Raw genomic sequence first — 24303 nt, 5'->3', positions numbered from 1 at the left:
ATTCCCTCTCGGCGACCCCGTCAGTACGGCCCGGAACGACCCGGACCCGGGGCGTCGGTCGCGGCCCGGTCAGCTCCACTCGATCCGGACCGCGGCGGAAGAGACCTTCAGGCTCCGGCGTACCCACTTTCCTGTGGCACGCCCCTGACCTGGAGGCTCTCCATGGACGTCCCCCTGTACGTGTGGCTCTTCACGATCGCAGGCATCCTCGGCCTGCTCGTGTTCGACTTCTTCTCGCACGTGCGCACCCCGCACGTGCCGCACATCCGCGAATCGGCCTTCTGGTCGGTCGTCTACATCGCGCTCGCGATCCTGTTCGGTGTCGGCGTCTGGGTCTTCGGCGGTGGCCAGGCCGGCGGTGAGTACTTCGCCGGCTGGTTGACCGAGAAGGCGTTGTCCGTCGACAACCTGTTCGTCTTCCTCATCATCATGACGACCTTCGCCGTGCCGAAGGAGTTCCAGCAGAAGGTCCTGCTGGTCGGCGTCGCGATCGCCCTCGTCGCCCGCGGTGTCTTCATCGCCCTCGGCGTCACGATCATCGAGAACTTCTCGTGGGTCTTCTACCTGTTCGGTCTGCTCCTGTTCTGGCTCGCCTGGTCGCAGGCCAAGGGCGGCGACGAGCACGGTGCCGAAGAGGGCGACTCGAAGCTCATCCGTCTGCTGCGCCGCATCATCCCGACCTCGGAGCACTACGACGGCGACCGCCTGACCACCCGGGTCGACGGCAAGCGCCTCTTCACCCCGATGCTGCTCGTCATGGTCTCCATCGGCCTCACGGACGTGCTGTTCGCGCTCGACTCGATCCCCGCGATCTTCGGTCTGACGCAGGACGCGTTCATCGTGTTCACCGCCAACGCCTTCTCGCTGCTCGGTCTCCGTCAGCTGTACTTCCTCATCGCCGGCCTGCTCGAGCGCCTCATCTACCTCGGTCAGGGCCTGGCCGTCATCCTCGCCTTCATCGGCGTGAAGCTCGTCTTCCACGCGCTGCACGTCAACGAGGTGCCGTTCATCAACGGCGGCGAGCACGTCGAGTGGGCGCCCGAGATCCCGATCTGGTTCTCGCTCGGCTTCATCCTGCTGACGATCACCGTCGCGACCGTCGCCAGCCTCGTCGTGTCGAAGCGTCGGCAGCAGCGTGGTCTCACCCCCACCGGCGAGAAGCCGTCGGAGGTCCGAGCCGACGCCGAGTGACGCGTCACGGACGGGAGGCCCGGTACCAGCTGGTACCGGGCCTCCCGTCCGTTGCGCCGACCGTCCCGGCAGGGGCCGTCAGGCGACCGCGGCCTCCGCCTCGGCCGGCGGTGCCGGCTGCGGTCTCTGCACCCGCTGCCCGACGACCGCCGAGACGCCGTCCTGCCGCATCGACACCCCGTACAGGGCGTCCGCGATCTCCATCGTCCGCTTCTGGTGCGTGATGACGATGAGCTGCGACGCCTCCTGCAGGCGGCCGAACACGGTGAGCAGGCGGCCGAGGTTCGCGTCGTCGAGCGCCGCCTCGACCTCGTCCATGATGTAGAACGGGCTCGGGCGGGCGGTGAAGATCGCGACGAGCAGCGCCACGGCCGCCAGGGACCGCTCGCCGCCGGACAGCAGCGTCAGCCGGTCGATCTTCTTGCCGGCCGGCTTCACCTGCACGTCGATGCCCGTGGTGAGCAGGTCGTCGGGGTTCGTCAGGGCGATCGACCCGGAACCGCCGGGGAACAGGATCGGGAAGACCACGTCGAACGCCGCCCGGGTGTCCTCGAACGCCGACGCGAAGATGGTCTGCATCTTCCCGTCGAGCTCCTCGATGATCGTCATCAGGTCGGTCCGGGTCCGCTGCAGGTCGTCGAGCTGCTCGGACAGGAACGCGTGCCGCTGCTCGAGGGCCTGGAACTCCTCGAGCGCGAGCGGGTTCACCTTGCCGAGCCGGCCGAGGTCCCGTTCGGCGTCGGCCAGGCGACGCTCCTGCTCGGCGCGGACGTACGGGGTGGTCGGGACGTCGGCGGGGTCGACCTCGGGTGCCTCGTACTCGGGCAGGACGGCACCGCCGGGCAGGGTCGATCCGGCGTCGAGGAGCACCTCGCCGTCGGGCTCGGCGTCCGGCCCGGTGCCGTCCGGTGCGTCCGGTGCGTCTGGCGCGTCGGCCACGGCTGCGTCGGTGCTCCCCGTCTCCGCCTCCGCCTCCAGAGCGTCCGCAGCGTCGGCGTCCGCAGCATCCCCCGCGGCAGCCGCGGCCGCTCCGGCCGCCGCGCGTGCCGCCGCCCGGTGCCGTCGCGCGAGCACCCGCGGGTCCACCAGGACGTCGACCGGGACGGGGACGTCCGGGCCGTACTCGGCGACGAGGACCGCCTCCCCCAACCCGAGCTCGCTCTGCGCCCGGTCGAGGACGCTCGACACGTGCAGTCGCTTCTCGTAGATCTCCATCTCGAGCGAGTGCACACCGTCCGTGATGGTCTGCAGCCGGTCGCGGAGCTCGCGCTCCTCGGTGCGGATCACCTGCAGCTCCGTGTTGCGCTTGGACCGCTCGGACTCCTCGGTCGCCAGTTGCACGCGGGCCTCGGCCAGCGAGCGGTCGACGGCGGCTAGCACCACCGGCAGGTCGGCGAGCACCCCCTCCGCCGAGGCGATCTGCCCGCGCCGGATCACCGCCAACCGGGCGGCCTCCTCGGCGGCCGCGCGTTCCGCCTCGAGCTGTCGCTCCAACTGGTCCGCACGCCGCCGCTCCGCCCGTGCACGCTCCCGAGCCGTCTCGACCTGGATCCGGTGCTCGATCTCCTCGGCGCGGGCCGCGTCGACCGCCTCCTGCGCCGCCGGACGTGCCGACGCGTCGACGACCGGCTTCGGCTGCTCCGTGAACGCCCGGTGCGCCGCCTCGGCGTCGGCGAGGGCAGCCTCGGTCGTCGCCGTCACGCCGTCCGTCTCGGCCAGGGCCGCGCGCAACCGGTCGACCTCGGCCACCGTGTTCTCGGCCCGGGCCCGGGCGGAGGCGCTCGTCCGGTCGTACTCCGCGGTCGCGCGGGCGTGCTCGCGGGCGGCCCGGTCCGCCTCGTCCACGGCACGACGGGCGGTCTCCACCGCGGTGCGCGCGGCCTGGAGGCCCGTGGCCGCGTCCTCCGCCTCGGTCGCGACGGTCTCCCGTCGCGTCACCGCGGCGTCGCGGTCGGCCACCAGCTCGATGCGGGATGTCGTCCGTTCCCCGCCGCCCGTCACGCGGGCAGCGCCCACCAGGTCGCCGGAGGGCGTGACCACCGTGGCGTGCGGGGCGGCGGTGAGCACCGCCTCCAGGTCGACGTCGTCTGTGTCGGCGACGAGCGTGTCGGCGAGGAGTGCGGTGAGGGCGGCCGGACCGTCGACCAGGTCGAGTGCCGGTCGGACGTGCGGTGGCAGGGTCGCCGGCAGCCGGGACCCGCCGCCTGCGACGTCGGCGACGACGACGTCGATGCGACCGAGGTCGGCGGTCCGCGCGTGCCCGACGGCGTCGAGGGCGGACGGGCGGTCGGCGGCCAGGACGGCGTCCGCGAGCGCTCCGAGCGCGGCGGCGACCGCTGCCTCGGCGCCCGGGGTGACGGTGAGCCGGTCCGCGAGCCGGCCGTCGATCCCGGGCCGTCCCGCGTCGATGACCGCCTGTGATCCGTCCCGGACGTCGATCGACAGCGCGAGGGCCGCGATCCGGGCGTCGAGCGCGTCCCGCTCCCGCTCGACCGCGTGCAGTCGGTCGCGGTGGCCGTCCCGGTCGGTCTGCGCCAGGTCGAGCCGCTCGCGTGCGGCGACGAGGGTCGCGGCGAGGGCGTCCTCGTCGGCGTCCAGGGCCGGATCCCGTCCGAGGTCCTCGAGCGCCGCGGCGGCCTGCTCGGCCCGGGCGACGGCCTCGGTGAGTGCGCGCTCCCGACGCTCCCGGTCGGCGACCGCGCCGGAGCGCTTCGAGCGCGCGACCTCGACGGCGCTCGCGAGGCGCTGGCCGTCCAGGTCGTGCTGCGCCACGAGGGCGGCCTGTGCGGCGATCCCCTCGTCGAGTGCGTCGAGCGCTGCCCGGGCGGCGCGCACCCGTTCGGCGACGGCTGCCGCGCCGCCGCTCGTCTCGCGCGCGCGGACGTCGAGTCGGTCGGCCTCGGCGCGGGTGGCCGCGACCCGCTCGGGGGTGATCGTCGGACCCTGCTGGGGTGCCTCGGCCTGCTGCGCGAGGAACATGAGCCGCTGGTTGGCGAGCATCGAGAGCCCGCGCAGGCGTTCCTGCACGCTCTCCAGCCGGTGCACGACCGTCCGGGCACGGTCGACGTCGTCGCCGACCATGCTCTGCTCCACGTGCTGCTGCCGCTGCCGGGTCTGCTCGAGACGCTCCTGCAGGACGATCCGCTCGGACTTGCGGCCGGTCTCGACCTCGAGGTGGTAGCGGAGCTCGCGACGGAGCCGGACCACGTCGTCGGCGAGCAGGCGCGCCTTGGCGTCACGGGCGACGGCGGCGACGGACTGCGCGCGCCGGGCCACCTCGGCCTGCCGTCCCAGGGGTTTGAGCTGCCGACGGATCTCGCCGGCCAGGTCCGACAGCCGCGTCAGGTTCGTCTGCATCGCGTCGAGCTTGCGGAGGGTCTTCTCCTTGCGCCGCCGGTGCTTGAGGATGCCCGCGGCCTCCTCGATGAACCCGCGCCGGTCCTCGGGGGTCGCGTGCAGGACCTTGTCGAGCTGCCCCTGGCCGACGATGACGTGCATCTCGCGCCCGAGCCCGGTGTCGCTCAGCAGCTCCTGCACGTCGAGCAGCCGACAGTTCTCGCCGTTGATGGCGTACTCGCTGCCGCCGTTACGGAACAGCGTGCGGGAGATCGTGACCTCGGCGTACTCGATCGGCAGCAGACCGTCGGCGTTGTCGATCGTCAGCGTCACCTGCGCGCGACCGAGCGGGCCGCGCGTGGCGGTGCCAGCGAAGATGACGTCCTCCATCTTGCCGCCGCGGAGGGTCTTCGCCCCCTGCTCCCCCATCACCCAGGCCAGGGCGTCGACGACGTTCGACTTGCCGGAGCCGTTCGGGCCCACGATGCAGCTCACCCCCGGCTCGAACGCGAACGTCGTCGGCTGCGCGAAGGACTTGAACCCCTTGAGGGTCAGGCTCTTCAGGTACATGCGGTCTCCGGTGGGCTGCTCGCGCGCTGCTGGGGGCAGGCTAACGCAGCCGGACCCGCGGGGCGGGCTGGCACACGGGGCAGCGGTGGCTCGACCGGTTCATGAAGGCCTCGCGGACGATCGGGGTCCCGCAGCGGGGGCACGGCTTCCCCTGCTGTCCGTACACGGCGAGGCGCTGCGAGAAGTAGCCGGACTGCCCGTTCACGTTGACGTACTGCGCGTCGAAGCTCGTGCCGCCGTCGTCGAGGGCACGGCGCAGCACCGCGCGGACCTCGTCGAGGAGCAGCCGCAGCGTCGCCCGGGGCAGCCGGTCCGCCGGTCGGTCGAAGTGCAGGCGCGCCGCCCACAGCGACTCGTCGGCGTAGATGTTCCCGATGCCGCTGACGACGCCCTGGTCGAGGAGGACCCGCTTGATGCCGCTCGAGCGCTTCCGGGCGGCCGCGATGAAGCGGTCGTCGTCGAACGCCGGGTCGAGCGGGTCGCGGGCGATGTGCGACACCTGGAACGGGATCGTCCGGCGCCACGCGGCGTCCGGGTCGGCGACGTCGATCGCTCCGGCGGATCCGGCCGGCGCGCCGTCGACGGTGGGCAGCATCCGGTCGATCGCCATCGAGCCGAACGTGCGCTGGTCGACGAACTCGAGCTGGACGGGCGGCTCGGGTGCACCGTCACGGTCCGTGCCGCGGGGTTGCACGTCGAGGACGATGCGACGGTGCCGGGCGGCCGGGCGGTCGCGGCCGAGGAGGATCTGGCCGCTCATGCCGAGGTGCGCGACGAGTGCCTCGGGGCGGGCGTCGTCGACAGCAGGGTGCGGGTCGGCCTGCTGCGGCACCTGCGGGTGCGGGACGGACGGGCGCGTGCCGTGCGGGTCGGCCTGCTGCGGGTCGTGCGGGTGCGGGTCGTGCGGATGCGTGCCGTCGGTGGCAGGTCCGAGCGGGAACCACATGAACTTGCCACGGCGGACGGCGGCGGACACGGTCCGACCGGTCAGACGGTGAGCGAAGTCCTCGGCGGGACCGTCGTGCCGGGTGAGGGCGCGCTCGTCGAGGACGTAGACCGCCAGGATCGTCGCGCCGGTGACGGCCGGTTCGAGGCCCGCGCGGACGACCTCGACCTCGGGGAGTTCGGGCACCCGGTCAGGCCTCGGTGGTGCGTCCGGACAGCCGGGTCCAGGCGTCGAGCGCCGCGGACATCTCGGCGGTCTTCTTGCTCGTCCCGGTGCCGGTGGCGACGTCCTCGCCCTGCAGCACGACCGTCGCGTGGAAGGTCTTGTCGTGGTCCGGTCCCTCTTCGGTGATCCGGTAGGCCGGGTTGCCGAGGGACAGCGAGGACGCCAGCTCCTGCAGGCTGGTCTTCGGGTCCATGGCCGCACCGAAGCGCGCCGGGTCCACCAACAGCGGTGCGACGAGGCGCAGCACGAGGTCGGTGGCTGCGTCCGGGCCGGCGGACAGGTACGTCGCACCGATCACGGCCTCGACGGTGTCGGCCAGGATCGACGACTTGTCGCGACCGCCGGTCTGCTCCTCGCCCTTGCCGAGCCGGAGGTAGGCGCCGAGGCCGATGTTCCGCCCGATCTCGGCGAGGGCGACCGTCGACACCAGGCTGGCGCGCCGCTTGGCGAGCTCACCCTCGTCGAGCTCCGGGTAGTCCCGGAAGAGCTTGACCGTCACGGCCTGGCCGAGGATCGAGTCGCCGAGGAACTCGAGGCGCTCGTTGTGCCGGATGCCGCCGTGCTCGTAGGCGTAGGAGCGGTGGGTGAGGGCGAGCTGGAGGAGTTCCAGCTCCACCGGGACACCGAGGAGGTCGCGCAGACGAACGACGTCCGACCCCACGGGGCGGGACCCCGCGGCGCCGGACGTCGCAGTCATGTGCAGTGTCCGATCAGACGTCGGCGACCTTGCGGCCCTTGTACTCCATGTACAGGGGCGTGCCGGCGGAGTCCTCGACGACCTTCGCGCGGTGCGGGAGGCTGTAAGTGACCTTGCCGTTCTCGATCGTCTTCACGAGCTGGACCGGCGCGGCCTTCCACTGCGAACGACGGGCGTGCGTGTTGGCACGGGACTGCTTGCGCTTGGGAACGGCCATGGTGGTTCTCTTTCGGTTGGTCGGTGGTCAGTCGTGGGCGGTGGCGGTCACTCGGCCTGGTCGGCCGGTGCTCGCTGCTCGTCCACGGAGGTCTGGTCAGAGGTGTTCTGGTGCTCGCTGCTGTCGAACTGGATCCCGCCGAGCGCAGCCCAACGGGGATCGGTGACCGACGGTGCCGGCCGTTCGCCGACGTCCGCCAGACGCTCACCCGTCACCGGGTCGAGTCCTGGGCAGTCCGGTCGGCAGACCGGCTGGAACGGCAGCGACAGCACCACCGCGTCTCGGACGACCGGTTCACAATCCACGTGGTCGTCGTGAACCTGGTAGTCGAATTCCTCCGAGGCATCATACGCGAACAGTTCCGCGAATTCGACCTCGACGAGCTCGCTGATGTCGATGAGGCAGCGCGAGCACTCCCCCGTCGCCTCGGCCCGAGCGTGTCCGGAGACCAGGACGCCCTCGTGCAGGCCCTCGAGCTTCACGTCGAGGTGCATCTGGTCACCCTCGCGCACGGCGATGAGACCGGCGCCGAGGGTGCTGGGCACCGTGATGTCGAGCGAGACCTCGCGCATGTCGCCCGGCCGGTGCGCGAGGTCACGCACACGCAGGGCGTAGGGGCTGTTCACGGAGGAAGACACGATCAACCAGCCTAGCGCGCCCGGGCCGGGGAGTCGAGCACCCGACGCGTGTCGCGGACCGGTCGCGGCCCTCAGCGCTGTTCGGCGAGCGCGCGGGCCACGGTCGCCGGCACGTACGGCGTGACGTCCCCGCCCAGGGCCGAGACCTGGCGGATGAGCGAGCTCGACACGTGCGCCCGTGCGGCGTCCGGCAGGAGGAACACCGTCTCGACGCCCGCGAGGTGCCGGTTCATGATCGCCATGGGCGTCTCGTACGCGACGTCCTCCCCCGACCGCACGCCCTTGACCAGGATGGTCGACCCGACCTGCCGGCAGTAGTCGACCAGCAGCCCCGCGGTCCACTCGCCCACGACGACCCGTCCGGGCACGCCGACCTCGACGAGGGACTCCTCGATCATGCGGACCCGCCGTGCGGCGTCGAACATGGCCGTCTGCTTGTCGGGGTTGTGCACGACGAGGACGTGGACCTCGTCGAAGAGCTCGGCGGCACGGGCGATGACGTCGAGGTGCCCCAGGGTGACGGGATCGAACGAACCGGGCACGACGGCGATCTTCGGCATGGCTGCGACCCTACCGGGACCGTCCGGCGGCGCGGCGCTAGTTCTTGCCCAGGAAGGCGGCGTCGGACTCGTCGAGGCGACGGGCCAGCGCGTCCCGGAGCTCGGGGCTGCCGGAGAGGTCCGGGTCGTGCTCGAGGACCCGTTCGGCTTCCTGTCGCGCGTCCACGATCACGTCGGCGTGCTGGACGACGCGCAGCAGCGTGAGGGACGACCGACCGCCCGACTGCCGTTCGCCGAGCACGTCGCCCTCGCGCCGGAGTTCGAGGTCGACCCGGGCGAGCTCGAAGCCGTCGTCCGACGCCGCCACCGCGTCGACCCGCTCGCGGGACACGGTCTCGGCCTCGGCGTGGGTCACGAGGAGGCACACGCCCGCGTACTGGCCGCGGCCGATGCGCCCGCGCAGCTGGTGGAGCTGGGAGACACCGAACCGGTCCGCGTCCAGCACCGCCATCATCGACGCGTTCGGCACGTCGACGCCGACCTCGATGACCGTCGTGGCGACGAGTACGTCGACCGCGCCGTCGGCGAAGGACGTCATCACGCGGTCCTTCTCCTCCGCCGTCATGCGGCCGTGCAGGACCTCGACGCGCCGGTCGGCGAGCACCGGCATCGTCCGCATCCGCTCGGCGGTGGCGAGGACCGTCGCGGGCTTCCGGGCCGGAACGTCCCCGTCCTCGGCCGCGGCGGTGTCGTCGGCGCCGGGCGCACCGTCGTCCTCGCCGTGGGCGTCGTCGATCGCCGGGCACACGACGAACGCCTGCCGGCCCTGGCCGAGCTCCTCGGCCATGCGCGACCAGATGCGCGACTCCCAGCCCGGGTGCTCCGCGAGTCCGACGGTGAACGTCTCGACGCCGGCGCGTCCGGACGGCATGCCCGAGATGGTCGACACGTCGAGGTCGCCGAACACCGTCATCGCGACCGTGCGCGGGATCGGCGTCGCGGTGAGCACGAGCACGTGCGGCGGGGTCGCGCCCTTCGTGCGGAGCGCCTCGCGCTGTTCGACGCCGAACCGGTGCTGTTCGTCGACGACGACCAGGCCGAGCTCGGCGAAGTCGACGCGGTCGCCGAGCAGTGCGTGCGTGCCGACGACGAGCCGTGACCCACCGGAGGCCGCCGCGAGCAGCGCCCGCCGTCGTTCGTCGGTGGACTGCGACCCGGTCAGGATCACCGGGCGGAGCTCCGCGGCCAGGTCGGGTCCGAGGAACTTCACGATCGACCGCAGGTGCTGCGCCGCCAGGACCTCGGTCGGGGCGATCAGCGCGGACTGGCCGCCCGACTCGGCCACGGTGAGCATCGCCCGGATCGCGACGAGGGTCTTGCCGGAACCCACCTCGCCCTGCACGAGTCGGTGCATGGGCCACGTGCCCGCCACGTCCTGCGCGATCTCCGCCCCCACCGCACGCTGGTCGTCGGTCAGGGTGAAGGGCAGGGTGGCGTCGAACCGTTCGAGGATCCCGCCGGGCGCGGCGACCCGGGCCACGGACGCCGTCGCCCGGGCCGCGATCCGCCGCTGCACCAGGGCGGTCTGCAGCACGAAGGCCTCGCGGTAGCGAAGTGCGTCCTGCGCGCGCTTGAAGTCCGCCACCTTCTCGGGACGGTGCAGCAGTTCGAGCGCGCGGCGGAACGGCACGAGGTCGAGCCGCGTCCGGGCGGAGGCGGGGATCGGGTCGGCCACGTCGGGCAGCGTGTCGAGGACGACCGCCATCGCCTTGGCGATCTGCCACGAGGACAGCGAGGCCGTGGCGGGGTAGATCGGGATCGGCTGCCGCGACCACCGGAGTGCCTCGTCGGATCCGGGGTCCGCCGTCGCGCGCGGGTCGTCGCGGTCGAACAGCTCGTAGTCGGGGTGGGCCAGCTGCCGGGCACCCCGGTAGTCGCCGACCTTGCCGGCGAAGATCCCGCGGGCGCCCGGCACGAGGTCCTTCGTGCGCCACCCCTGGTTGAAGAACGTCAGGGTCAGCAGCCCCTTGCCGTCGCCGATCTTGGCCTCGAGGATCGATCCGCGGCGGGCACGCATCGTGCGCTCACGGACCTCGACCACCTCGGCGACGATCGTCACCGGTTCCCCGATCGCGAGCGAGTCGAGGGCCGTCAGTGCCCCGCGCTCGGCGTACCGGCGCGGCGCGTGCTCGAGGAACTCCCCCACCGTGCGGTACCCGAAGGCCTTCTCGAGCGCCTTCGCGGTCCGGCCGCCGAGGACGTTGGCCAGCCGGACGTCGAGCGGCGCCGGGCCCCACTGCACGTCGGCAGGGGTCGTGTCGCCGGGCGTGTCCGGGGCGGTCGGAGCGGCGTCGGTGCTGGAGGTGGCCACACGCCAACGGTACCCGGCGCGTCCGACGTGCCACGGGCCTCCCGGAGGCCTGTGGAGAACCGTGGGAGCGGTCCCGCGGCCCGCTACGGTGGCTGCATGACCCGCATCATCGCCGGCGCCGCCGGCTCCACGACGCTCCGGGTGCCGAAGTCCGGCACCCGGCCGACGAGCGACCGCGTGCGCGAGGCGCTCTTCTCGTCGCTCGAGTCGCGCGGGCTGATCGACGACACCTCGGTGGCCGACCTCTACGCCGGCACGGGTGCCCTCGGGCTCGAGGCCGCGTCCCGCGGTGCGGTGGAGGTCTCCCTCGTCGACCGCGCCGCCCCCGCGGCGGCGGCGTGCCGCGAGAACGCCAGGGCCGTGCAACGACGACTGCCGGGCGTCCGCATCGACGTGCACGCGCAACCCGCGCTCGGGTACCTGCGCGGGACCGCCAAGACGTTCGACCTCGTCTTCATCGACCCGCCGTACGAGGTCGCCGAGTCCGAACTCACCGACGTGCTCGACGCGCTCGTGTCCCGCCTCACCGCCGACGCCGTCGTCGTCGTCGAACGTGGGACGCGGTCGCCGGAACCGACCTGGCCGGCGGGCCTGACGCCGTTCAGCAAGCGCTCGTGGGGCGACACCGTCGCCTGGGAGGCCGTGGCCGACACCGTCTGACCCGGGTCTTGGGCACGGCCGCCCGGGCACGACGACGTCGGACCCGGGGCGCGTCCCTCGCGTCCCTCGCGCCCCGTCCGGGCCGCGTCCCTCGCGGCCCGTCCGGGCCGTGTGGATCGTACGGGTCGTCCGGGCCGTACGGGTCGTCCCGGTCCGCGCCTCAGCCGGCGGCGCCGTCCCAGTCCGCGTAGGGATCCCATCCCGTCGTCGGCACCGGGACGCCACCCCGCACGACGTCGATCCCGGACGCCGCTCCGCCGTCCGCCCCGCCGCCCGGTCCACCACTCGGCAGGCGGTCCCGCACCATGCCGATGCGGCGGAACCCACCCGGGAGGCGCGTCCCGGCCGGGAAGGTCGCCAGCAGTCCGTGGTCCTCGCCGCCGTGCAGCGCCGTTCCGTCCGGCACCGCCCCGTCCAGTGCTGTCCCGTCCGGTGCACCGTCGAGTTCGAGGGTCACCCCGCTGGCGCGTGCGAGTCGACCGGCGTCGATCGCCAGGCCGTCGGACAGGTCGAGCATCGCGGTCGCCCCGGCCGCCGCGGCGAGCGGGCCGTCCGCGATCGGCGGTACCGGCCGACGCTGGCGGGCGACGTCCGGGTCGGTGTCCGCGCCGGACGCGACGACCCGTGCGGCGCTCGGCTCCCCGTCCGCGCCGACGCCGTCCCGGAACAACCGCGCCAGACCGCGTGCGGCGGGACCGAGTTCCCCGGAGACGGCCAGGACGTCGCCGCCCTGCGCCCCGGACCGCACCACCGGCGCCCGCCCCTCGAGGTCACCGAACGCGGTCACGGTCAGCGAGAACGTCGCCGAGGTCGACAGGTCCCCGCCGACGACCCCGCAGTCCGGTGCGAGTGCGGCGCACGCCAGCCGGAACCCGTCGGCGACGCCCTCGAGCACGGCGACCGGCGTCGACCGGGGTGCGGCGATGGCGACGACCAGGCCGGACGGCACCGCGCCCATCGCCGCGACGTCGGACAGGTTCGTCGCGGCGGCCTTCCAGCCGACGTCCTCGGGCGACGACCAGGCCCACCGGAAGTCGGGCCCGTGGACCATCATGTCGGTCGTGACGACGAAGCGTCCGTCGGGGGCGGCGACCACGGCGCAGTCGTCCCCGGGGCCGAGGAGCGGCGACCCGGACGGCAGCCGACGGGTCACGCGCTCGAGCACGGCCAGTTCGCCGAGCTCGCCCACCGTCTCCCCTGCAGCAGCGGTCCCGTGCTCGTCCTCGTGCGTCGCGTCCACACGAGAACGGTAGCCTGGACGCCGATGGACACCCTGCGCCGACGACCCCGCCTCATCGCGTCCGTGCTCGCCGCGGCCGCCGTCGTCGCCGGTCTGTCCGGGTGCACGAACGCGGTCCGCATGCAGCCCGCTCCCTCGGCGAACGCCGCAGCGTGCGCGAGTGCCCAGGTCCGGCTGCCCGCGACCCTCGGTGGCACGCTCGCGCTGCGGAACACCTCCGCCCAGTCGACCGCGGCGTGGGGCTCCCCCTCGGCCGTGGTCTACCACTGCGGTGTCGCCGTCCCGACGGTGTCCGACCTGCCGTGCTTCTCGAAGGGGTCCGTCGACTGGATCCGCGACGACCGCGGGAAGCAGGTCGTCTACACGACGTTCGGGCGCACGCCCGCGGTGCAGGTGGTCATCGACACCTCACGGGCGACGTCGGACGCCCTGCAGACGCTCGACGCCGCGGTCTCGACGCTGCCGGAGGACGGGCACCGGTGCCTCGACCCGCAGGACGTCAGCTGAGCCGGACCCGGCGACCGTCGCCACCCGTTCAGCGGACTGTGGCGCCGGTCCGGCGTCAGCGGACCGCCGTGCGCCCCAGCTCGATGAGCTCCGCCACGAGCTCCGGGTAGCTCAGCCCCGACGCCGCCCAGCACCGCGGGTACATCGAGAACGGCGTGAAGCCCGGCATGGTGTTGACCTCGTTCACGACGAACCCGTCGTCGGTCAGGAAGCAGTCCACCCGCGCGAGCCCGGCGCCGCCGATGGCCTCGAACGCCCGCGCCCCGATGGACCGGATCGCGTCGGTCTCGGACTCGGTCAGGGGCGCCGGGCAGAGCAGCTGCTCGTCGCCGCCCAGGTACTTCGCGGCGAAGTCGTAGAAGCCGTCCTCAGCGACGACGATCTCCCCGGGCAGGCTCGTGCGCGGGACACCGTCACGGCTCTCGAGCACGGCGACCTCGACCTCGCGCCCGATGACGCGCGGCTCGACGATCACCTTCGTGTCGTGCTCGAACGCCAGGTCCATCGCGGCCCCGAGCTGCGCGGGCTCGTCGACGCGCGAGACGCCCATGCTCGAACCCGCCCGCGCGGGCTTCACGAACAGCGGGAACCCGTGTGCGGCGACGGACTCGGCGACGTCGACCGGGTCGGCCTGCCACTGCCGGCGGAGGACCGTCGTCCACGGGGCGACCCGCAGCCCGGCGTGCTCGAGGACGGCCTTGGCGACGTGCTTGTCCATCGCGAGCGCACTGGCGAGGACGCCGTCGCCGACGTAGGGCAGCCCCGCCGTCTCGAGGAGACCCTGGATCGTGCCGTCCTCACCGAACGGACCGTGCAGGATCGGGAACACGACGTCGACCTCGCCGAGGGACTCGACCGAGCCGTCGGGTCGTTCGACGAGCAGTTCGCGGGAGTCCGCCGACACCGGGAACCGGACGCGTGAGCCGTTGTCGGCGACGGTCGGCAGCTCCTGGCCGCGGAGCGTCCACGCCTCCGGGTCGTCCGGCTGGAGCGTGAACGCGCCGTCCTTCGTGATGCCGACCGGGACCAGGTCGTACCGGGACCGGTCGACGGCGTCCATGATGCCGCCGGCGGTCACGCAGCTGATCTCGTGCTCGCTCGACCGACCGCCGAACAGCACGGCGACCCTCGTACGGCCGGGGACGATGCCGGCGGGGGCGGGCGCGGTGCTGCTCATGGACGCTCCAAGCGGTGGGTACCGGGACCGGTCACTCGCCCTGGGGCTCGTCGGTCTCCGTGAGGTGCGGCGCGATGTTGCGCGGATCGAGCCTACCGGCGAGGACCTCGCCCACCTGCCCGACGATGGGCATGTCGACGCCGTTCGCCCGGGCCAGTTCGAGGATCGGCGCGACCGAGGCGAGCCCCTCCGCGGTCTGGTTCATCTGCCGGACGACCTCGTCGAAGCGGTACCCCTGCCCGAGCAGCCGCCCGGCGGTGTTGTTGCGCGACAGCGGCGACTGGCACGTGGCGATGAGGTCCCCGAGCCCGGCGAGACCCGACAGCGTCGAGGGCTGCGCGCCGAGCGACACCGCGAACTCTGTCATCTCAGCGAGACCGCGGGTGATGATCGAGGCCTTGGTGTTCTCGCCGTAGCCCACGCCGTCGACGATGCCGATCGCGACGGCGATGAGGTTCTTGAGCACCCCGCCGAACTCGGTGCCGATGACGTCGGTGTTGATGAACGACCGGAAGTACGGGTTCGTGGCGACGGCGGCGACCGCGGTGGCGGTGTCGGCGCTCGACGAGGACACGACGGCGGCGGTCGGCTGACGACGGGCGATCTCGAGCGCCAGGTTCGGCCCGCTCGCGACGGCGATGCGGTCCTGGTCGATCGCCAGGCCCTCGAGCAGCACCTCGCTCATCCGCAGCCCGGTGGTCTTCTCGACGCCCTTCATGAGGCTCACGACCGGGACATCGGCGGGCAGGAGCGCCCGGATTGCCTCGAGGTTCGAGCGCAGCGTCTGCGACGGCACCGAGACGTACACCTGCTCGGCACCGGACAGCACCGCGGCCAGCGACGTGGACGCGGTCAAGGTGCGGGGCAGGTTGATCCCGGGCAGGTAGTCCGAGTTCCGCTTCGTCTCGGTGATCTCGCGCGCGACCTCGGGTCGGCGCGCCCACAGCACGGTCTCGGCCCCGCCCTCGGCGAGCACCTTGGCGAACGTGGTCCCCCAGCTGCCCGCTCCGATGACGGCGACGCGCGGCTTGTCCGTCGACTGCATGACGACGCGGATCGCTGCCGTGTCGACGGCCCCGCGAGCGGCGACGGACGGGTCCGGGTGGTCGTCGTGTGGGCGGAGGCCCGGGGCGGTCGTCCGGTCGGCTGCGTCACTCAAACTTGCCGGTCTCCTTCTGCTGCTTGGCGGCGGGGTCCCAACGCTCGGCGGGTGCCTGCTCACCCCGGAGCCCCTCGAGGAGCGCGGTGATGCGGTCCATGAGCAGCGCCGTCACCTCGGTGAGGGCCTGCTGGTCGACGGGCCGGCCGCGCCACTTCGACAGGTCGAGCGGCTCGCCGTAGACGATGTCGACCTTCGCGGGCGGGAACAGCCGCAGCTTCTTGCCGTAGCGCGCCATGATCCGCTGCGTGCCCCAGTGGGCCATCGGGATGAGCGGCACGTCGTTCTCGAGCGCGATCCGGGCCGCACCGGTCTTGCCGCGCATCGGCCACAGGTCCGGGTCGCGCGTGAGCGTGCCCTCGGGGTAGACGATGACCGCACCACCGGTCGACACGAGTCCCTTGCCGCCCTTGAGCGGGTCGTTGAGACGCGTCCGACCGTTCCGCTCGACGGGGATCTGCCCCATGCCGCTCATCAGCTTGCCGAACACCGGCACGCGGAAGAGCGACGCCTTCGCGAGGAAGCGCGGAGACCGACGGTGCAGCCACACGGTCGTCCCGACGACGAGCGGGTCGATGTTCGTGTAGTGGTTCGGAGCGAGGACGAACGCGCCCGCCTCCGGCAGCCGGTTCGGGCCGTGCCAGCGGTAGCCGGAGGCGAACCGGATCGTCGGGATCACGACGGACCCCGTGATGCGGAACGCCCGGTTCAGCTCGCCCCGCCGCCACCGGCGGCCGGGGACCGGGAGGCCCGTGCGGACCTCGCCGGGTCGTCCCACCTGCGGCAGTTCCAGCGCGTCGGGTCCGGTCGTCGGTCGTGCCACGGCGGCACCGTCACCGGTGCCGCCGTGGTCGTCCTGGTCCGCCACGTCAGCCGGCGAAATCGAAGTCCGCGCCGAGCTTGCGGAGCTTCGGGATGAAGTGCTCGTACCCGCGGCTGATGATGCCGACGTTCGTGATGTGCGACTCGCCCTCGGCGGTCAGCGCCGCGATGAGGTGGCTGAAGCCACCGCGGAGGTCGGGGACGCGGACGTTGGCACCGTGCAGCTTCGTCGGGCCGGTGATGACCGCGGCCTGCTCGAACGGGCGCCGGGCGACGCGACGGTCGTGACCGGGGATGCCCTCCTTGTGCACGACGATGTCGGCACCCATCTCGTTCAGGGCGTCCGTGAAGCCGAAGCGGTTCTCGTACACGGTCTCGTGCACGACGCTCTGGCCCTCGGCCTGCGTGAGGGCGACGACGAGCGGCTGCTGCCAGTCCGTCATGAAGCCGGGGTGCACGTCGGTCTCGATGACGACGGGCTTGAGGACCTCGAGCTCACGGTAGAACCGGATCCCGTCCTCCTGGATGTCGAATCCGCCGCCGACCTTCCGGAAGACGTTGAGGAACGTCATGAGCTCCTGCTGCTTGGCGCCCTCGACGAAGATGTCGCCGTTGGTGGCCAGCGCGGCGGAGGCCCAGCTCGCGGCCTCGTTGCGGTCGTTGATCGCGCGGTGCGTGTAGCCGCGGAGCGACTTGACGCCCTCGATGAAGATCGTGCGGCTCGGCTCGACCGTGACGATCGCGCCCATCTTCTGCAGGATCGCGATGAGGTCCATGATCTCGGGCTCGATCGCGGCGTTGCGCAGCTCGGTGGTGCCCTCGGCGAGGACGGACGAGAGCAGGACCTGCTCGGTCGCGCCGACGCTCGGGTAGGGCAGCTCGATGTTCGCGCCCTTGAGGCCGTTCGGGGCGGTGATGTGGATGCCCGACACCTGCTTGTCGACGACCGCACCCATGGCGCGCAGTGCGTCGAGGTGGAAGTCGATCGGACGGTCGCCGATGCGGCAGCCGCCGAGGTCGGGGATGAACGCCTCGCCGAGCTTGTGCAGCAGCGGGCCGCAGAACAGGATCGGGATGCGGCTGGAGCCCGCGTGCGCGTCGATCTCGGCGAAGTGCGCCGTCTCGACCCGCGACGGGTCGAGGATGAGCTCGCCACGGGCGGGGTCGGTCACGCGGACGCCGTGCACCTCGAGCAGGCCGCGGACGACCTTCACGTCGGAGATGTCCGGGACGTCCTTGAGGATCGACGGGGTGTCGCCGAGGAGCGCCGCCACCATGGCCTTGGTCGCCAGGTTCTTCGCACCGCGGACCTCGATGCGCCCCACGAGGGGCTTGCCCCCGCGGATGACGATCTCGTCCGACTTCAACCCGACGCGCGCCCCTGCAGCTGCTGCGTCCTGTACGAGAGAGTTCACTACTTCACCGGCAATGTCTTCGGCCGCCAACTGGAGCGGCGGGATTCGAACTCCGTGATCGAGGTCTCGTCACGGAGGGTGAGCCCGATGTCGTCGAGCCCTTCCATCAACCGCCAACGAGTGTAGGCGTCGATCTCGAAAGCCACGTCCATGTCGCCGATCGACACGCGCTGTGTCGCCAGGTCGACGGTCGCCTCGATGCCCGGCTGGGCCTCGATGATCGCCCACATCCGCTCGATGTCGGGCTCGGAGACCATCGCGGTCACGAGTCCCTGCTTGCCGGCGTTCCCCTTGAAGATGTCCGCGAAACGGGGTGACACGACCACCTGGAAGCCGAAGTCGCGCAGTGCCCAGACGGCGTGCTCGCGGGACGACCCGGTGCCGAAGTCGGGTCCGGCGACCAGCACGCGCGCGCCCTGGTACGCCGGCTGGTTCAGTACGAACTCGGGGTCCTGGCGCCACCCGGAGAAGAGCGCGTCCTCGAACCCGGTCTTCGTCACGCGCTTGAGGTAGACCGCCGGGATGATCTGGTCGGTGTCCACGTTCGAGCGCTTGAGCGGCGCGGCGATCCCGGTGACGGTGGTGGTCTTGTCCATCAGTGGTTCCCTCCGGCGGTGGCCGGCACGGCCAGGCGAGCATCGTCCTCTTCCAGGTCCCACGGACTCGAGAGCGTTCCGCGGACAGCGGTGGCCGCGGCGACGAGCGGCGAGACCAGGTGGGTGCGGCCGCCCTTGCCCTGCCGACCCTCGAAGTTGCGGTTCGAGGTGGAGGCGCAGCGCTCCCCCGGTGCGAGCTGGTCGGGGTTCATCCCGAGGCACATCGAGCAGCCGGCGAACCGCCACTCGGCGCCGAAGTCCGTGAAGACCTTGTCGAGCCCCTCGGCCTCGGCCTCGAGCCGGACGCGGGCGGAACCGGGCACGACCATGACCCGGACACCCTCGGCCTTCGTGCGGCCCCGGATGACCGATGCGAAGGCGCGCAGGTCCTCGATGCGGGAGTTCGTGCAGGAGCCCATGAACACCGCGTCGACGGCGATGTCCTTCATCGGGGTGCCGGCCGCGATGTCCATGTACTCCAGCGCGCGTGACGCCGCGGCGCGGTCGTTCGGGTCGGCGAAGTCGTCGGGCGACGGCACCGACTCGGACAGCGAGACGCCCTGCCCGGGGTTGGTGCCCCACGTGACGAACGGCTCGAGGGTGTCCGCGTCGATGAAGACCTCGGCGTCGAAGACCGCGTCCTCGTCGGTGGCGAGGGTGTCCCAGTGGGCGACGGCCTCGTCCCAGTCCGCGCCGGTCGGTGCGTGGTCGCGGCCCTGCACGTAGTCGTACGTCGTCTGGTCGGGCGCGACCATGCCCGCACGGGCGCCGGCCTCGATCGACATGTTGCAGATCGTCATCCGGCCCTCCATCGAGAGCGCCCGGATCGCCGAGCCGCGGTACTCGAGCACGTAGCCCTGCCCGCCGCCGGTGCCGATCTGCGCGATGACGGCCAGGATGATGTCCTTCGCGGTGACGCCCGGTCGGAGCGTGCCCTCGACCGTGACCGCCATCGTCTTGAACGGCTTGAGCGGCAGCGTCTGCGTCGCGAGGACGTGCTCGACCTCGCTCGTGCCGATGCCGAACGCCATCGCGCCGAACGCCCCGTGCGTCGAGGTGTGCGAGTCGCCGCACACGACCGTGATGCCGGGCATCGTCAGGCCGAGCTGCGGACCGACCACGTGGACGATGCCCTGCTCCTTGTCGCCCAGCGAGTGCAGGCGGACGCCGAACTCCTCGCAGTTGCGGCGGAGCGTCTCGATCTGCGTGCGGCTGGTCGGGTCGGCGATCGGCCGGTCGATGGCGAGGGTCGGGGTGTTGTGGTCCTCGGTCGCGATGGTCAGGTCGAGCCGGCGGACCGGACGTCCGGCCTGGCGCAGCCCGTCGAAGGCCTGCGGACTCGTGACCTCGTGCACGAGGTGGAGGTCGATGTAGAGGAGGTCCGGGTTGCCGTCCTCACCCTTGACGACGACGTGGTCGTCCCACACCTTCTCGGCGAGCGTCTTCCCCATGCCCGTGCCTCCTCGTTCCGGTTCCGGCGCCGCTGTCGCGACGCGCTGCAGGCACTCTAGCAGGTTGGTATACCAATCGAGGGCAGCCGCCGGGAGGCCCGCCCCGCCTCGATGACACCCGTCGCGGTGAGAGGATGGCCGGGACATGACGACGCCCCCGCACTCGACCCGCACCACCAACCTCGAGGGCGCGGCCCGGGCCGCCGTGGCCGGCGGTGTCCCGCTCGCCCTGCTCATCGGTCTCGGCCTGCCGCAGTACGCCGCCTTCGCGGTGTTCGCCGGCTTCACGGCGATCTTCGGCGCCACGGAGCCCTACCGGCAGCGGGCCGTGACCACCGGCGTCGCCGGGGTCATGCAGGTCGTCTGCATGGCCGCGGGCATCGGCGTGGCGCTGCTCGGCGCACCCCTGTGGCTGCAGGCGGTCGGCCTCGTGGTCGTCATCGTCGGGGCCGTCGCCACCCTCACGGCACTCCGCACGATCCCGGCCCAGCCGATCTTCCCGGTGTTCGCGTTCGTCGTCTCAGCGCTGGTCCCGGTGCGCCCCGCCGACCTGCCCCTCGTCGCGACGATCATCCTCGGCAGCGTGGTCTGGGCGTGGCTCGTGGCGATGTCCGGCGCCGTGATCCGCCGCGTCCTGCACCCGCACGCACCCCACCGCTTCCGGCCGCTCGCCGACCGCAAGCGCCGCTCCCTCGCGGTCCTCCGCACGCCGGCGTTCCGGGAGACCGTCGCGCTCAACGTCGTCGGGGCGCTCGTGGCCGGCGGGGTCGCCGAGGCACTGCCCGGGCTGGGGCACCCGTACTGGGCGGTGATCGCCGTCGTGTCGACCCTGCCCGCGCTCCGGCAGCGGCACACGGTGTCCCGCGCGGTGCAGCGCGTGGTCGGCACGGTCGGCGGCACCGTGATCGCCGTCGGCATCCTGCTGCTCGAGCCCTCGGCGTGGTGGATCGTCGTCATCGCGGTCGTCGGGCAGTTCGGGGCGGAGGTCTTCGTGGCCCGGAACTACGCCGTCTGCCTGCTGTTCCTCACCCCGCTCGCCCTCGCGGTCTCGTGGCTGAGCGTGCCCGAGGCGCCGGCCCTGCTCGCCCTCGACCGCATCAGCCAGACCCTCCTCGGCGCCGTCGTCAGCCTGGCGCTGCTCGTGGTCGGGCGCCGGGTGGAACGCCGACGCGGTCGCGCGCTCGGCGCGACCAGCAGCATCCGCACCGTCTGACTGCCGGCGGCTCCGCGCCGGACGTGCGCGTGCCTCCCGGCCGGTACCGCCGTCCGTCGGCAGCCGTGAGCCGTCAGCCACCTGCTGCCCCAGGAGGCTCGCCCCGCCCCGCGGGGTACGGCAGGCTGGGCGCATGGACGACACGGAGACGAACGACGGCTACACGCTGCTGCCGACGGCACCGCCCCTCGACGACTACCTGCGCCTGCGACGCGACTCCGGCCTGACGCCGGTCACGGCGGAGCAGGGCGCGCCGGCGGTGGTGGGCGCCTGGTCGGCGTGCCACGTGGTCGACGGCACGGGGACGCCCGTCGCGATGGGCCGCGTGCTCGGCGACGGCGGCTGGTACTTCCACGTCGTGGACGTCGCGACCGACCCGGCGCACCAGCGTCGCGGGCTCGGACGGGTGGTCGTGGAGTGGCTCCTCGCGGACGTGCGCGACCGTGCCCCCGAGGGTGCGTACGTGTCGCTCATCGGGGACCCGCCCGGGCAGCGGCTCTACCGGTCGCTCGGGTTCGAGGACGTCACGCCGAGCGTCGGCATGGGCATGGTCCTCGGCCCGCAGGACTGAGCCGGAGTGCGGCGGCACCCAGACGGTGCCGCCGCACTCCGCACTCCGCACTCCGCACTCCGTACGCCGCCCGCCGCGCGCGACCGGCCTGTCGGGGGAGGCAGGAGCCCGTCAGGGGGCGTCGGGGGCGTCAGGGTCCGTCGGGTCAGGCCGGCGTGATGTTCCACGAGTCGATGACGGGCCGCCCGTGCTCGTAGCCGAGCGTGCTCACGGTCGCCGTGCCGAGCTTGAGCACCGCGCCGTCCTGCGGCGCGAGGCGGATCCAGGCGGCACCGAGGGCCCGGAGCACGTGCCCGTGGGCGACGAAGAGTGCGTCGTGCCCCTCGGCCAGGACCGGTCGAGCACGGTTGATCACCCGCTCCACGCGGACCCGCACCTCGGCCGCGCTCTCACCGGGGGTGTCGCCCGCCGGGACCCCGTCGGTCCACAGGTCCCACGGCCCGTGCCGCTGCACCTTAATCTGCGGAGTGGTGAGGCCCTCGTAGGCGCCGTAGTCCCACTCGTACAGGTCCTCGTCGAGCTCCGGGTCGACGCCGATGATGCGGGCGGTCTCCCGGGCGCGGGTGAGCGGGCTCGACAGTGCGAGCGCGAACTCCCGGTCGGCGAGGTGGCGAGCAGCACGCTCTGCCTGCGCGACACCGTTCTCCGTCAACGGGATGTCGGTGCGGCCGGTGTGCTGCCCACTCTTCGACCACTCCGTCTCTCCGTGGCGGACGAGGACGAGTTCGCCGGGGCGTTCCGAGGTCATGGGTTCCTTCCGAGCTGGAGGCCGAGCGCAGCAGCGCCGACCGAGACGACGAGCATCCCGAGACCGTTCAGGACGGCGAGCCGGGTCCTGCCCGATCGGAGGAGCTGCACGGTCTCGACGCTCGCCGTCGAGAACGTCGTGTAGCCCCCCATCATGCCCGTCCCGAGCACCGCGACCGCGGGGGCGGCGATGGTGCCTGCCTCCCCCAGGCCCGTCAGCAGCCCGAGGACGAACGACCCGGACACGTTGATGAGCAGGGTGCCGAGCGGGAAACGGGTCACCCGTGCCTTCACCAGACCGTCGAGCACGAAGCGCAGTGCCGCCCCGACCCCGCCGCCGAGGGCGACGAACACGAGCTCCAGGGCGCTCATCGCGTCACCTCCGGACCGGACGCCGCGCGACGACGCAGCGCCGTGGCGAGCGCGAGCCCGGCCACGACCGCCGCGAGGCCGAGCACGACGGAGAGCAGGGCGTACCCGCTGCCGGCGCCCCACCGTCCGACGTCGAGCAGGTGCGCGGTGTCGTCGGCGAGCGTGCTGTAGGTGGTGAACCCGCCGAGCACCCCCGTCCCGACGACGACCCGGACCGTCCGACGACGACCGATGTCGGGACCGCGCAGGGCGAGGCTCTCGAGCAGGAGTCCGAGGCAGAACGCGCCGACGACGTTGATCGCGAGGATGGTCCAGCTGATGCCGTCGACGGCGGGCAACGCCTGGGCGAGGATGGCCCGGGCCGTGGTGCCGACCGCGCCACCGAGGGCCACCAGGGCGACGAGCCCGGCGCGCAGGTGCGGCGGGCGGGACGACGGGGGTGCGGTGGTCGGCGCTCGGTCGTCCATCTGCTGTGCTCCCGTCCGCGCTGCGCTTCCCGGTCGACCGGGCCGGAACGACGACCGCTCCGGCCCGGAACGACGAAGTCCCCGCCCGGGACCCGGACGGGGACTGCGTGCTGGTGACCCCAGCGGGATTCGAACCCGCGTTACCGCCGTGAGAGGGCAGCGTACTAGGCCGCTATACGATGGGGCCGCGGCGATGTGTCGGTTCGGAGTGTGTCACTCGTGGTGACCCCAGCGGGATTCGAACCCGCGTTACCGCCGTGAGAGGGCGGCGTACTAGGCCACTGTACGATGGGGCCGTTCCGACAACTCGACAAGTATGGCACAGGGTGTGAGCGAGCACCAAAACGGCCGTGCTCGCGCCGGTGTGTCGCGCTCGCTCTGGCGGCCGGACGGGCGCCCGGCAGCCGGAAGCCACACAGCCCGGAGCCGGGAGCCGGGAGCCGGGAGCCCCAGCGAACCGCCCGCTCGGCCGCGTCGCCTGCACGGCTCGCCCGTCGCCCGTCGCCCGCCGCATCGCCGGGCGGCCTGCTCCGTCACGTCACACGGTGAGCGACTCCCCCGGTGCGAGCACCACGACCTCCCCGGCGGGCTCCACCACCTGGCGGATCCGGTCCGTGTGGCCGGCGAACCCGATGTCCGACAGCGTGGCCTCGTGGATCGGGAACGCACGACGCGGGGCGACCGCGGCGAGGTGGTCCATGAGGTCGCCGATCCGCAGCCAGGGCGCCCCGACCGGCGTCGCGAGCAGCTCGACGGGACCGGGCGGTGCGACGTAGGCGTCCCCCGGGTGGAACAGCGTGTCGTTCACCAGCACGCCGGTGTTGTCGACGATCGGGATCGACGAGTGGATGACCTGGTGCCGCGTGCCGTGGAAGGTGAGCGAGAACGGCCCGACGGTGCGCGCCTCCCCGTCGGTGACGACGTCGACGGCGACGACCTCGGCGAGCGCCGCGGCGACACCGGCCGGGCCGAGGACGGGGATGCCCGGGTTCCGCTCGAGAATCCCCGCGATCTGCTCCGTCGTGGCGTGGTCCGGGTGCTCGTGGGTGACGACGACCGCGACGACCCCGGTCTCCTCGACGGGGCGGGTGAAGGCCCCCGGGTCGATGACGAGACGGGCGCCGTCCTGCTCGACGACGAGGCACGCGTGTTCCAGTTTCGTGACCTGCATGCCTCCGACGCTACGCCCGGTCCGGCACCGGCGGGCGCAGCGCG

General features: G+C 72.6%; 23 protein-coding genes and 2 tRNA genes. 5 read left to right on the top strand and 20 right to left on the bottom strand.

Annotated features, from left to right (window positions below; translation table 11 throughout):
• Positions 1–162 precede the first annotated feature (162 nt).
• On the top strand, positions 163–1191 hold the full coding sequence (locus KM842_RS03620; RefSeq protein WP_216261014.1) for a TerC family protein: 1029 nt from the start codon (positions 163–165) through the stop codon (positions 1189–1191).
• Positions 1192–1269: 78 nt separating this feature from the next.
• Here KM842_RS03620 and KM842_RS03615 read toward each other — a convergent pair whose 3' ends face one another.
• From KM842_RS03615 to KM842_RS03585, 7 genes are all read right to left on the bottom strand, one after another.
• Positions 1270–5097 carry a chromosome segregation SMC family protein gene (locus KM842_RS03615; RefSeq protein ID WP_216261012.1) on the bottom strand — a complete coding sequence of 1276 codons (3828 nt, stop codon included), beginning with the start codon at positions 5095–5097 and terminating at the stop codon, positions 1270–1272.
• Positions 5098–5137: 40 nt separating this feature from the next.
• On the bottom strand, positions 5138–6229 hold the full coding sequence (gene mutM / locus KM842_RS03610; protein WP_216261011.1) for a bifunctional DNA-formamidopyrimidine glycosylase/DNA-(apurinic or apyrimidinic site) lyase: 1092 nt from the start codon (positions 6227–6229) through the stop codon (positions 5138–5140).
• A 4-nt stretch (positions 6230–6233) separates the two neighbouring features.
• On the bottom strand, positions 6234–6965 hold the full coding sequence (gene rnc / locus KM842_RS03605) for a ribonuclease III (protein WP_216261009.1): 732 nt from the start codon (positions 6963–6965) through the stop codon (positions 6234–6236).
• Between the two features lie 13 nt (positions 6966–6978).
• Positions 6979–7182, bottom strand: coding sequence for a 50S ribosomal protein L32 (gene rpmF / locus KM842_RS03600; protein WP_022905230.1), 204 nt, complete (start codon positions 7180–7182; stop codon positions 6979–6981).
• A 47-nt stretch (positions 7183–7229) separates the two neighbouring features.
• Positions 7230–7820, bottom strand: a complete 591-nt coding sequence (locus KM842_RS03595) for a YceD family protein (protein ID WP_367397707.1) — start codon at positions 7818–7820, stop codon at positions 7230–7232.
• Positions 7821–7891: 71 nt separating this feature from the next.
• Positions 7892–8380: a pantetheine-phosphate adenylyltransferase gene (gene coaD / locus KM842_RS03590; RefSeq protein ID WP_216261000.1), complete on the bottom strand. Its 489-nt coding sequence runs from the start codon at positions 8378–8380 to the stop codon at positions 7892–7894.
• A 37-nt stretch (positions 8381–8417) separates the two neighbouring features.
• Entirely contained in the window at positions 8418–10622 is a 2205-nt protein-coding gene (locus KM842_RS03585) for an ATP-dependent DNA helicase RecG (RefSeq protein WP_216262035.1), read from the bottom strand.
• A gap of 165 nt (positions 10623–10787) precedes the next feature.
• Here KM842_RS03585 and KM842_RS03580 point away from each other — a divergent pair, with 165 nt between their 5' ends.
• The gene (locus tag KM842_RS03580) at positions 10788–11351 is read left to right on the top strand and encodes an RsmD family RNA methyltransferase (RefSeq protein ID WP_216260997.1); all 564 of its coding nucleotides are present in this window, start codon (positions 10788–10790) and stop codon (positions 11349–11351) included.
• A gap of 160 nt (positions 11352–11511) precedes the next feature.
• Here the strand turns inward: KM842_RS03580 and thiL are convergent, their stop codons facing one another.
• Entirely contained in the window at positions 11512–12591 is a 1080-nt protein-coding gene (thiL, locus tag KM842_RS03575; RefSeq protein ID WP_216260995.1) for a thiamine-phosphate kinase, read from the bottom strand.
• Between the two features lie 24 nt (positions 12592–12615).
• On the opposite strand from thiL, the gene KM842_RS03570 reads away from it, so the two are divergent.
• On the top strand, positions 12616–13098 hold the full coding sequence (locus tag KM842_RS03570) for a DUF3515 family protein (RefSeq protein ID WP_216260993.1): 483 nt from the start codon (positions 12616–12618) through the stop codon (positions 13096–13098).
• A gap of 55 nt (positions 13099–13153) precedes the next feature.
• Here the strand turns inward: KM842_RS03570 and KM842_RS03565 are convergent, their stop codons facing one another.
• The 6 genes from KM842_RS03565 to leuC form a co-directional block, all read right to left on the bottom strand.
• Complete coding sequence (locus tag KM842_RS03565) at positions 13154–14275, bottom strand: D-alanine--D-alanine ligase family protein (RefSeq protein WP_216260991.1); 1122 nt, start codon at positions 14273–14275, stop codon at positions 13154–13156.
• A gap of 31 nt (positions 14276–14306) precedes the next feature.
• Positions 14307–15320, bottom strand: coding sequence for an NAD(P)H-dependent glycerol-3-phosphate dehydrogenase (locus tag KM842_RS03560; RefSeq protein WP_216262034.1), 1014 nt, complete (start codon positions 15318–15320; stop codon positions 14307–14309).
• A gap of 106 nt (positions 15321–15426) precedes the next feature.
• On the bottom strand, positions 15427–16257 hold the full coding sequence (locus tag KM842_RS03555; protein WP_253206232.1) for a lysophospholipid acyltransferase family protein: 831 nt from the start codon (positions 16255–16257) through the stop codon (positions 15427–15429).
• Positions 16258–16303: 46 nt separating this feature from the next.
• Positions 16304–17671: a UDP-N-acetylglucosamine 1-carboxyvinyltransferase gene (gene murA / locus KM842_RS03550; RefSeq protein WP_216260989.1), complete on the bottom strand. Its 1368-nt coding sequence runs from the start codon at positions 17669–17671 to the stop codon at positions 16304–16306.
• Entirely contained in the window at positions 17671–18267 is a 597-nt protein-coding gene (gene leuD, locus KM842_RS03545) for a 3-isopropylmalate dehydratase small subunit (RefSeq protein ID WP_216260987.1), read from the bottom strand. Before leuD ends, murA begins: the two co-directional genes overlap by 1 nt.
• A complete protein-coding gene (gene leuC / locus KM842_RS03540; protein ID WP_216260986.1) occupies positions 18267–19718 on the bottom strand; it encodes a 3-isopropylmalate dehydratase large subunit in 1452 nt (483 codons plus the stop codon). Before leuC ends, leuD begins: the two co-directional genes overlap by 1 nt.
• A 145-nt stretch (positions 19719–19863) precedes the next feature.
• Here leuC and KM842_RS03535 point away from each other — a divergent pair, with 145 nt between their 5' ends.
• Both KM842_RS03535 and KM842_RS03530 read left to right on the top strand, forming a co-directional pair.
• Positions 19864–20931 (top strand): FUSC family protein, encoded by a 1068-nt coding sequence (locus KM842_RS03535; protein WP_216260984.1) that lies wholly within the window; start codon positions 19864–19866, stop codon positions 20929–20931.
• 133 nt (positions 20932–21064) lie between these two features.
• Positions 21065–21502, top strand: coding sequence for a GNAT family N-acetyltransferase (locus tag KM842_RS03530; protein WP_216260982.1), 438 nt, complete (start codon positions 21065–21067; stop codon positions 21500–21502).
• A gap of 145 nt (positions 21503–21647) precedes the next feature.
• On the opposite strand, the gene KM842_RS03525 is transcribed toward KM842_RS03530, so the two are convergent.
• The 6 genes from KM842_RS03525 to KM842_RS03500 form a co-directional block, all read right to left on the bottom strand.
• Positions 21648–22250: a histidine phosphatase family protein gene (locus tag KM842_RS03525; protein ID WP_216260981.1), complete on the bottom strand. Its 603-nt coding sequence runs from the start codon at positions 22248–22250 to the stop codon at positions 21648–21650.
• Positions 22247–22621 (bottom strand): fluoride efflux transporter CrcB, encoded by a 375-nt coding sequence (gene crcB, locus KM842_RS03520; protein ID WP_216260979.1) that lies wholly within the window; start codon positions 22619–22621, stop codon positions 22247–22249. The genes KM842_RS03525 and crcB overlap by 4 nt, the downstream gene beginning before the upstream one ends.
• A complete protein-coding gene (locus KM842_RS03515) occupies positions 22618–23088 on the bottom strand; it encodes a fluoride efflux transporter FluC (protein ID WP_216260978.1) in 471 nt (156 codons plus the stop codon). Before KM842_RS03515 ends, crcB begins: the two co-directional genes overlap by 4 nt.
• Before the next feature lie 111 nt (positions 23089–23199).
• Positions 23200–23275, bottom strand: a tRNA-Glu gene (locus KM842_RS03510).
• Positions 23276–23308: 33 nt separating this feature from the next.
• Positions 23309–23384: transfer RNA gene (locus KM842_RS03505), tRNA-Glu, on the bottom strand.
• 242 nt (positions 23385–23626) lie between these two features.
• Positions 23627–24259, bottom strand: a complete 633-nt coding sequence (locus KM842_RS03500) for an MBL fold metallo-hydrolase (protein ID WP_216260976.1) — start codon at positions 24257–24259, stop codon at positions 23627–23629.
• Between the last annotated feature and the right edge of the window lie 44 nt (positions 24260–24303).

This window comes from Curtobacterium sp. L6-1 (genome assembly GCF_018885305.1).
Classification (GTDB): Bacteria; Actinomycetota; Actinomycetes; order Actinomycetales; family Microbacteriaceae; genus Curtobacterium; species Curtobacterium aetherium.
Note: the sequence above shows the minus strand (reverse complement) of the source record. Positions and strands in the feature narration are given on the sequence as shown.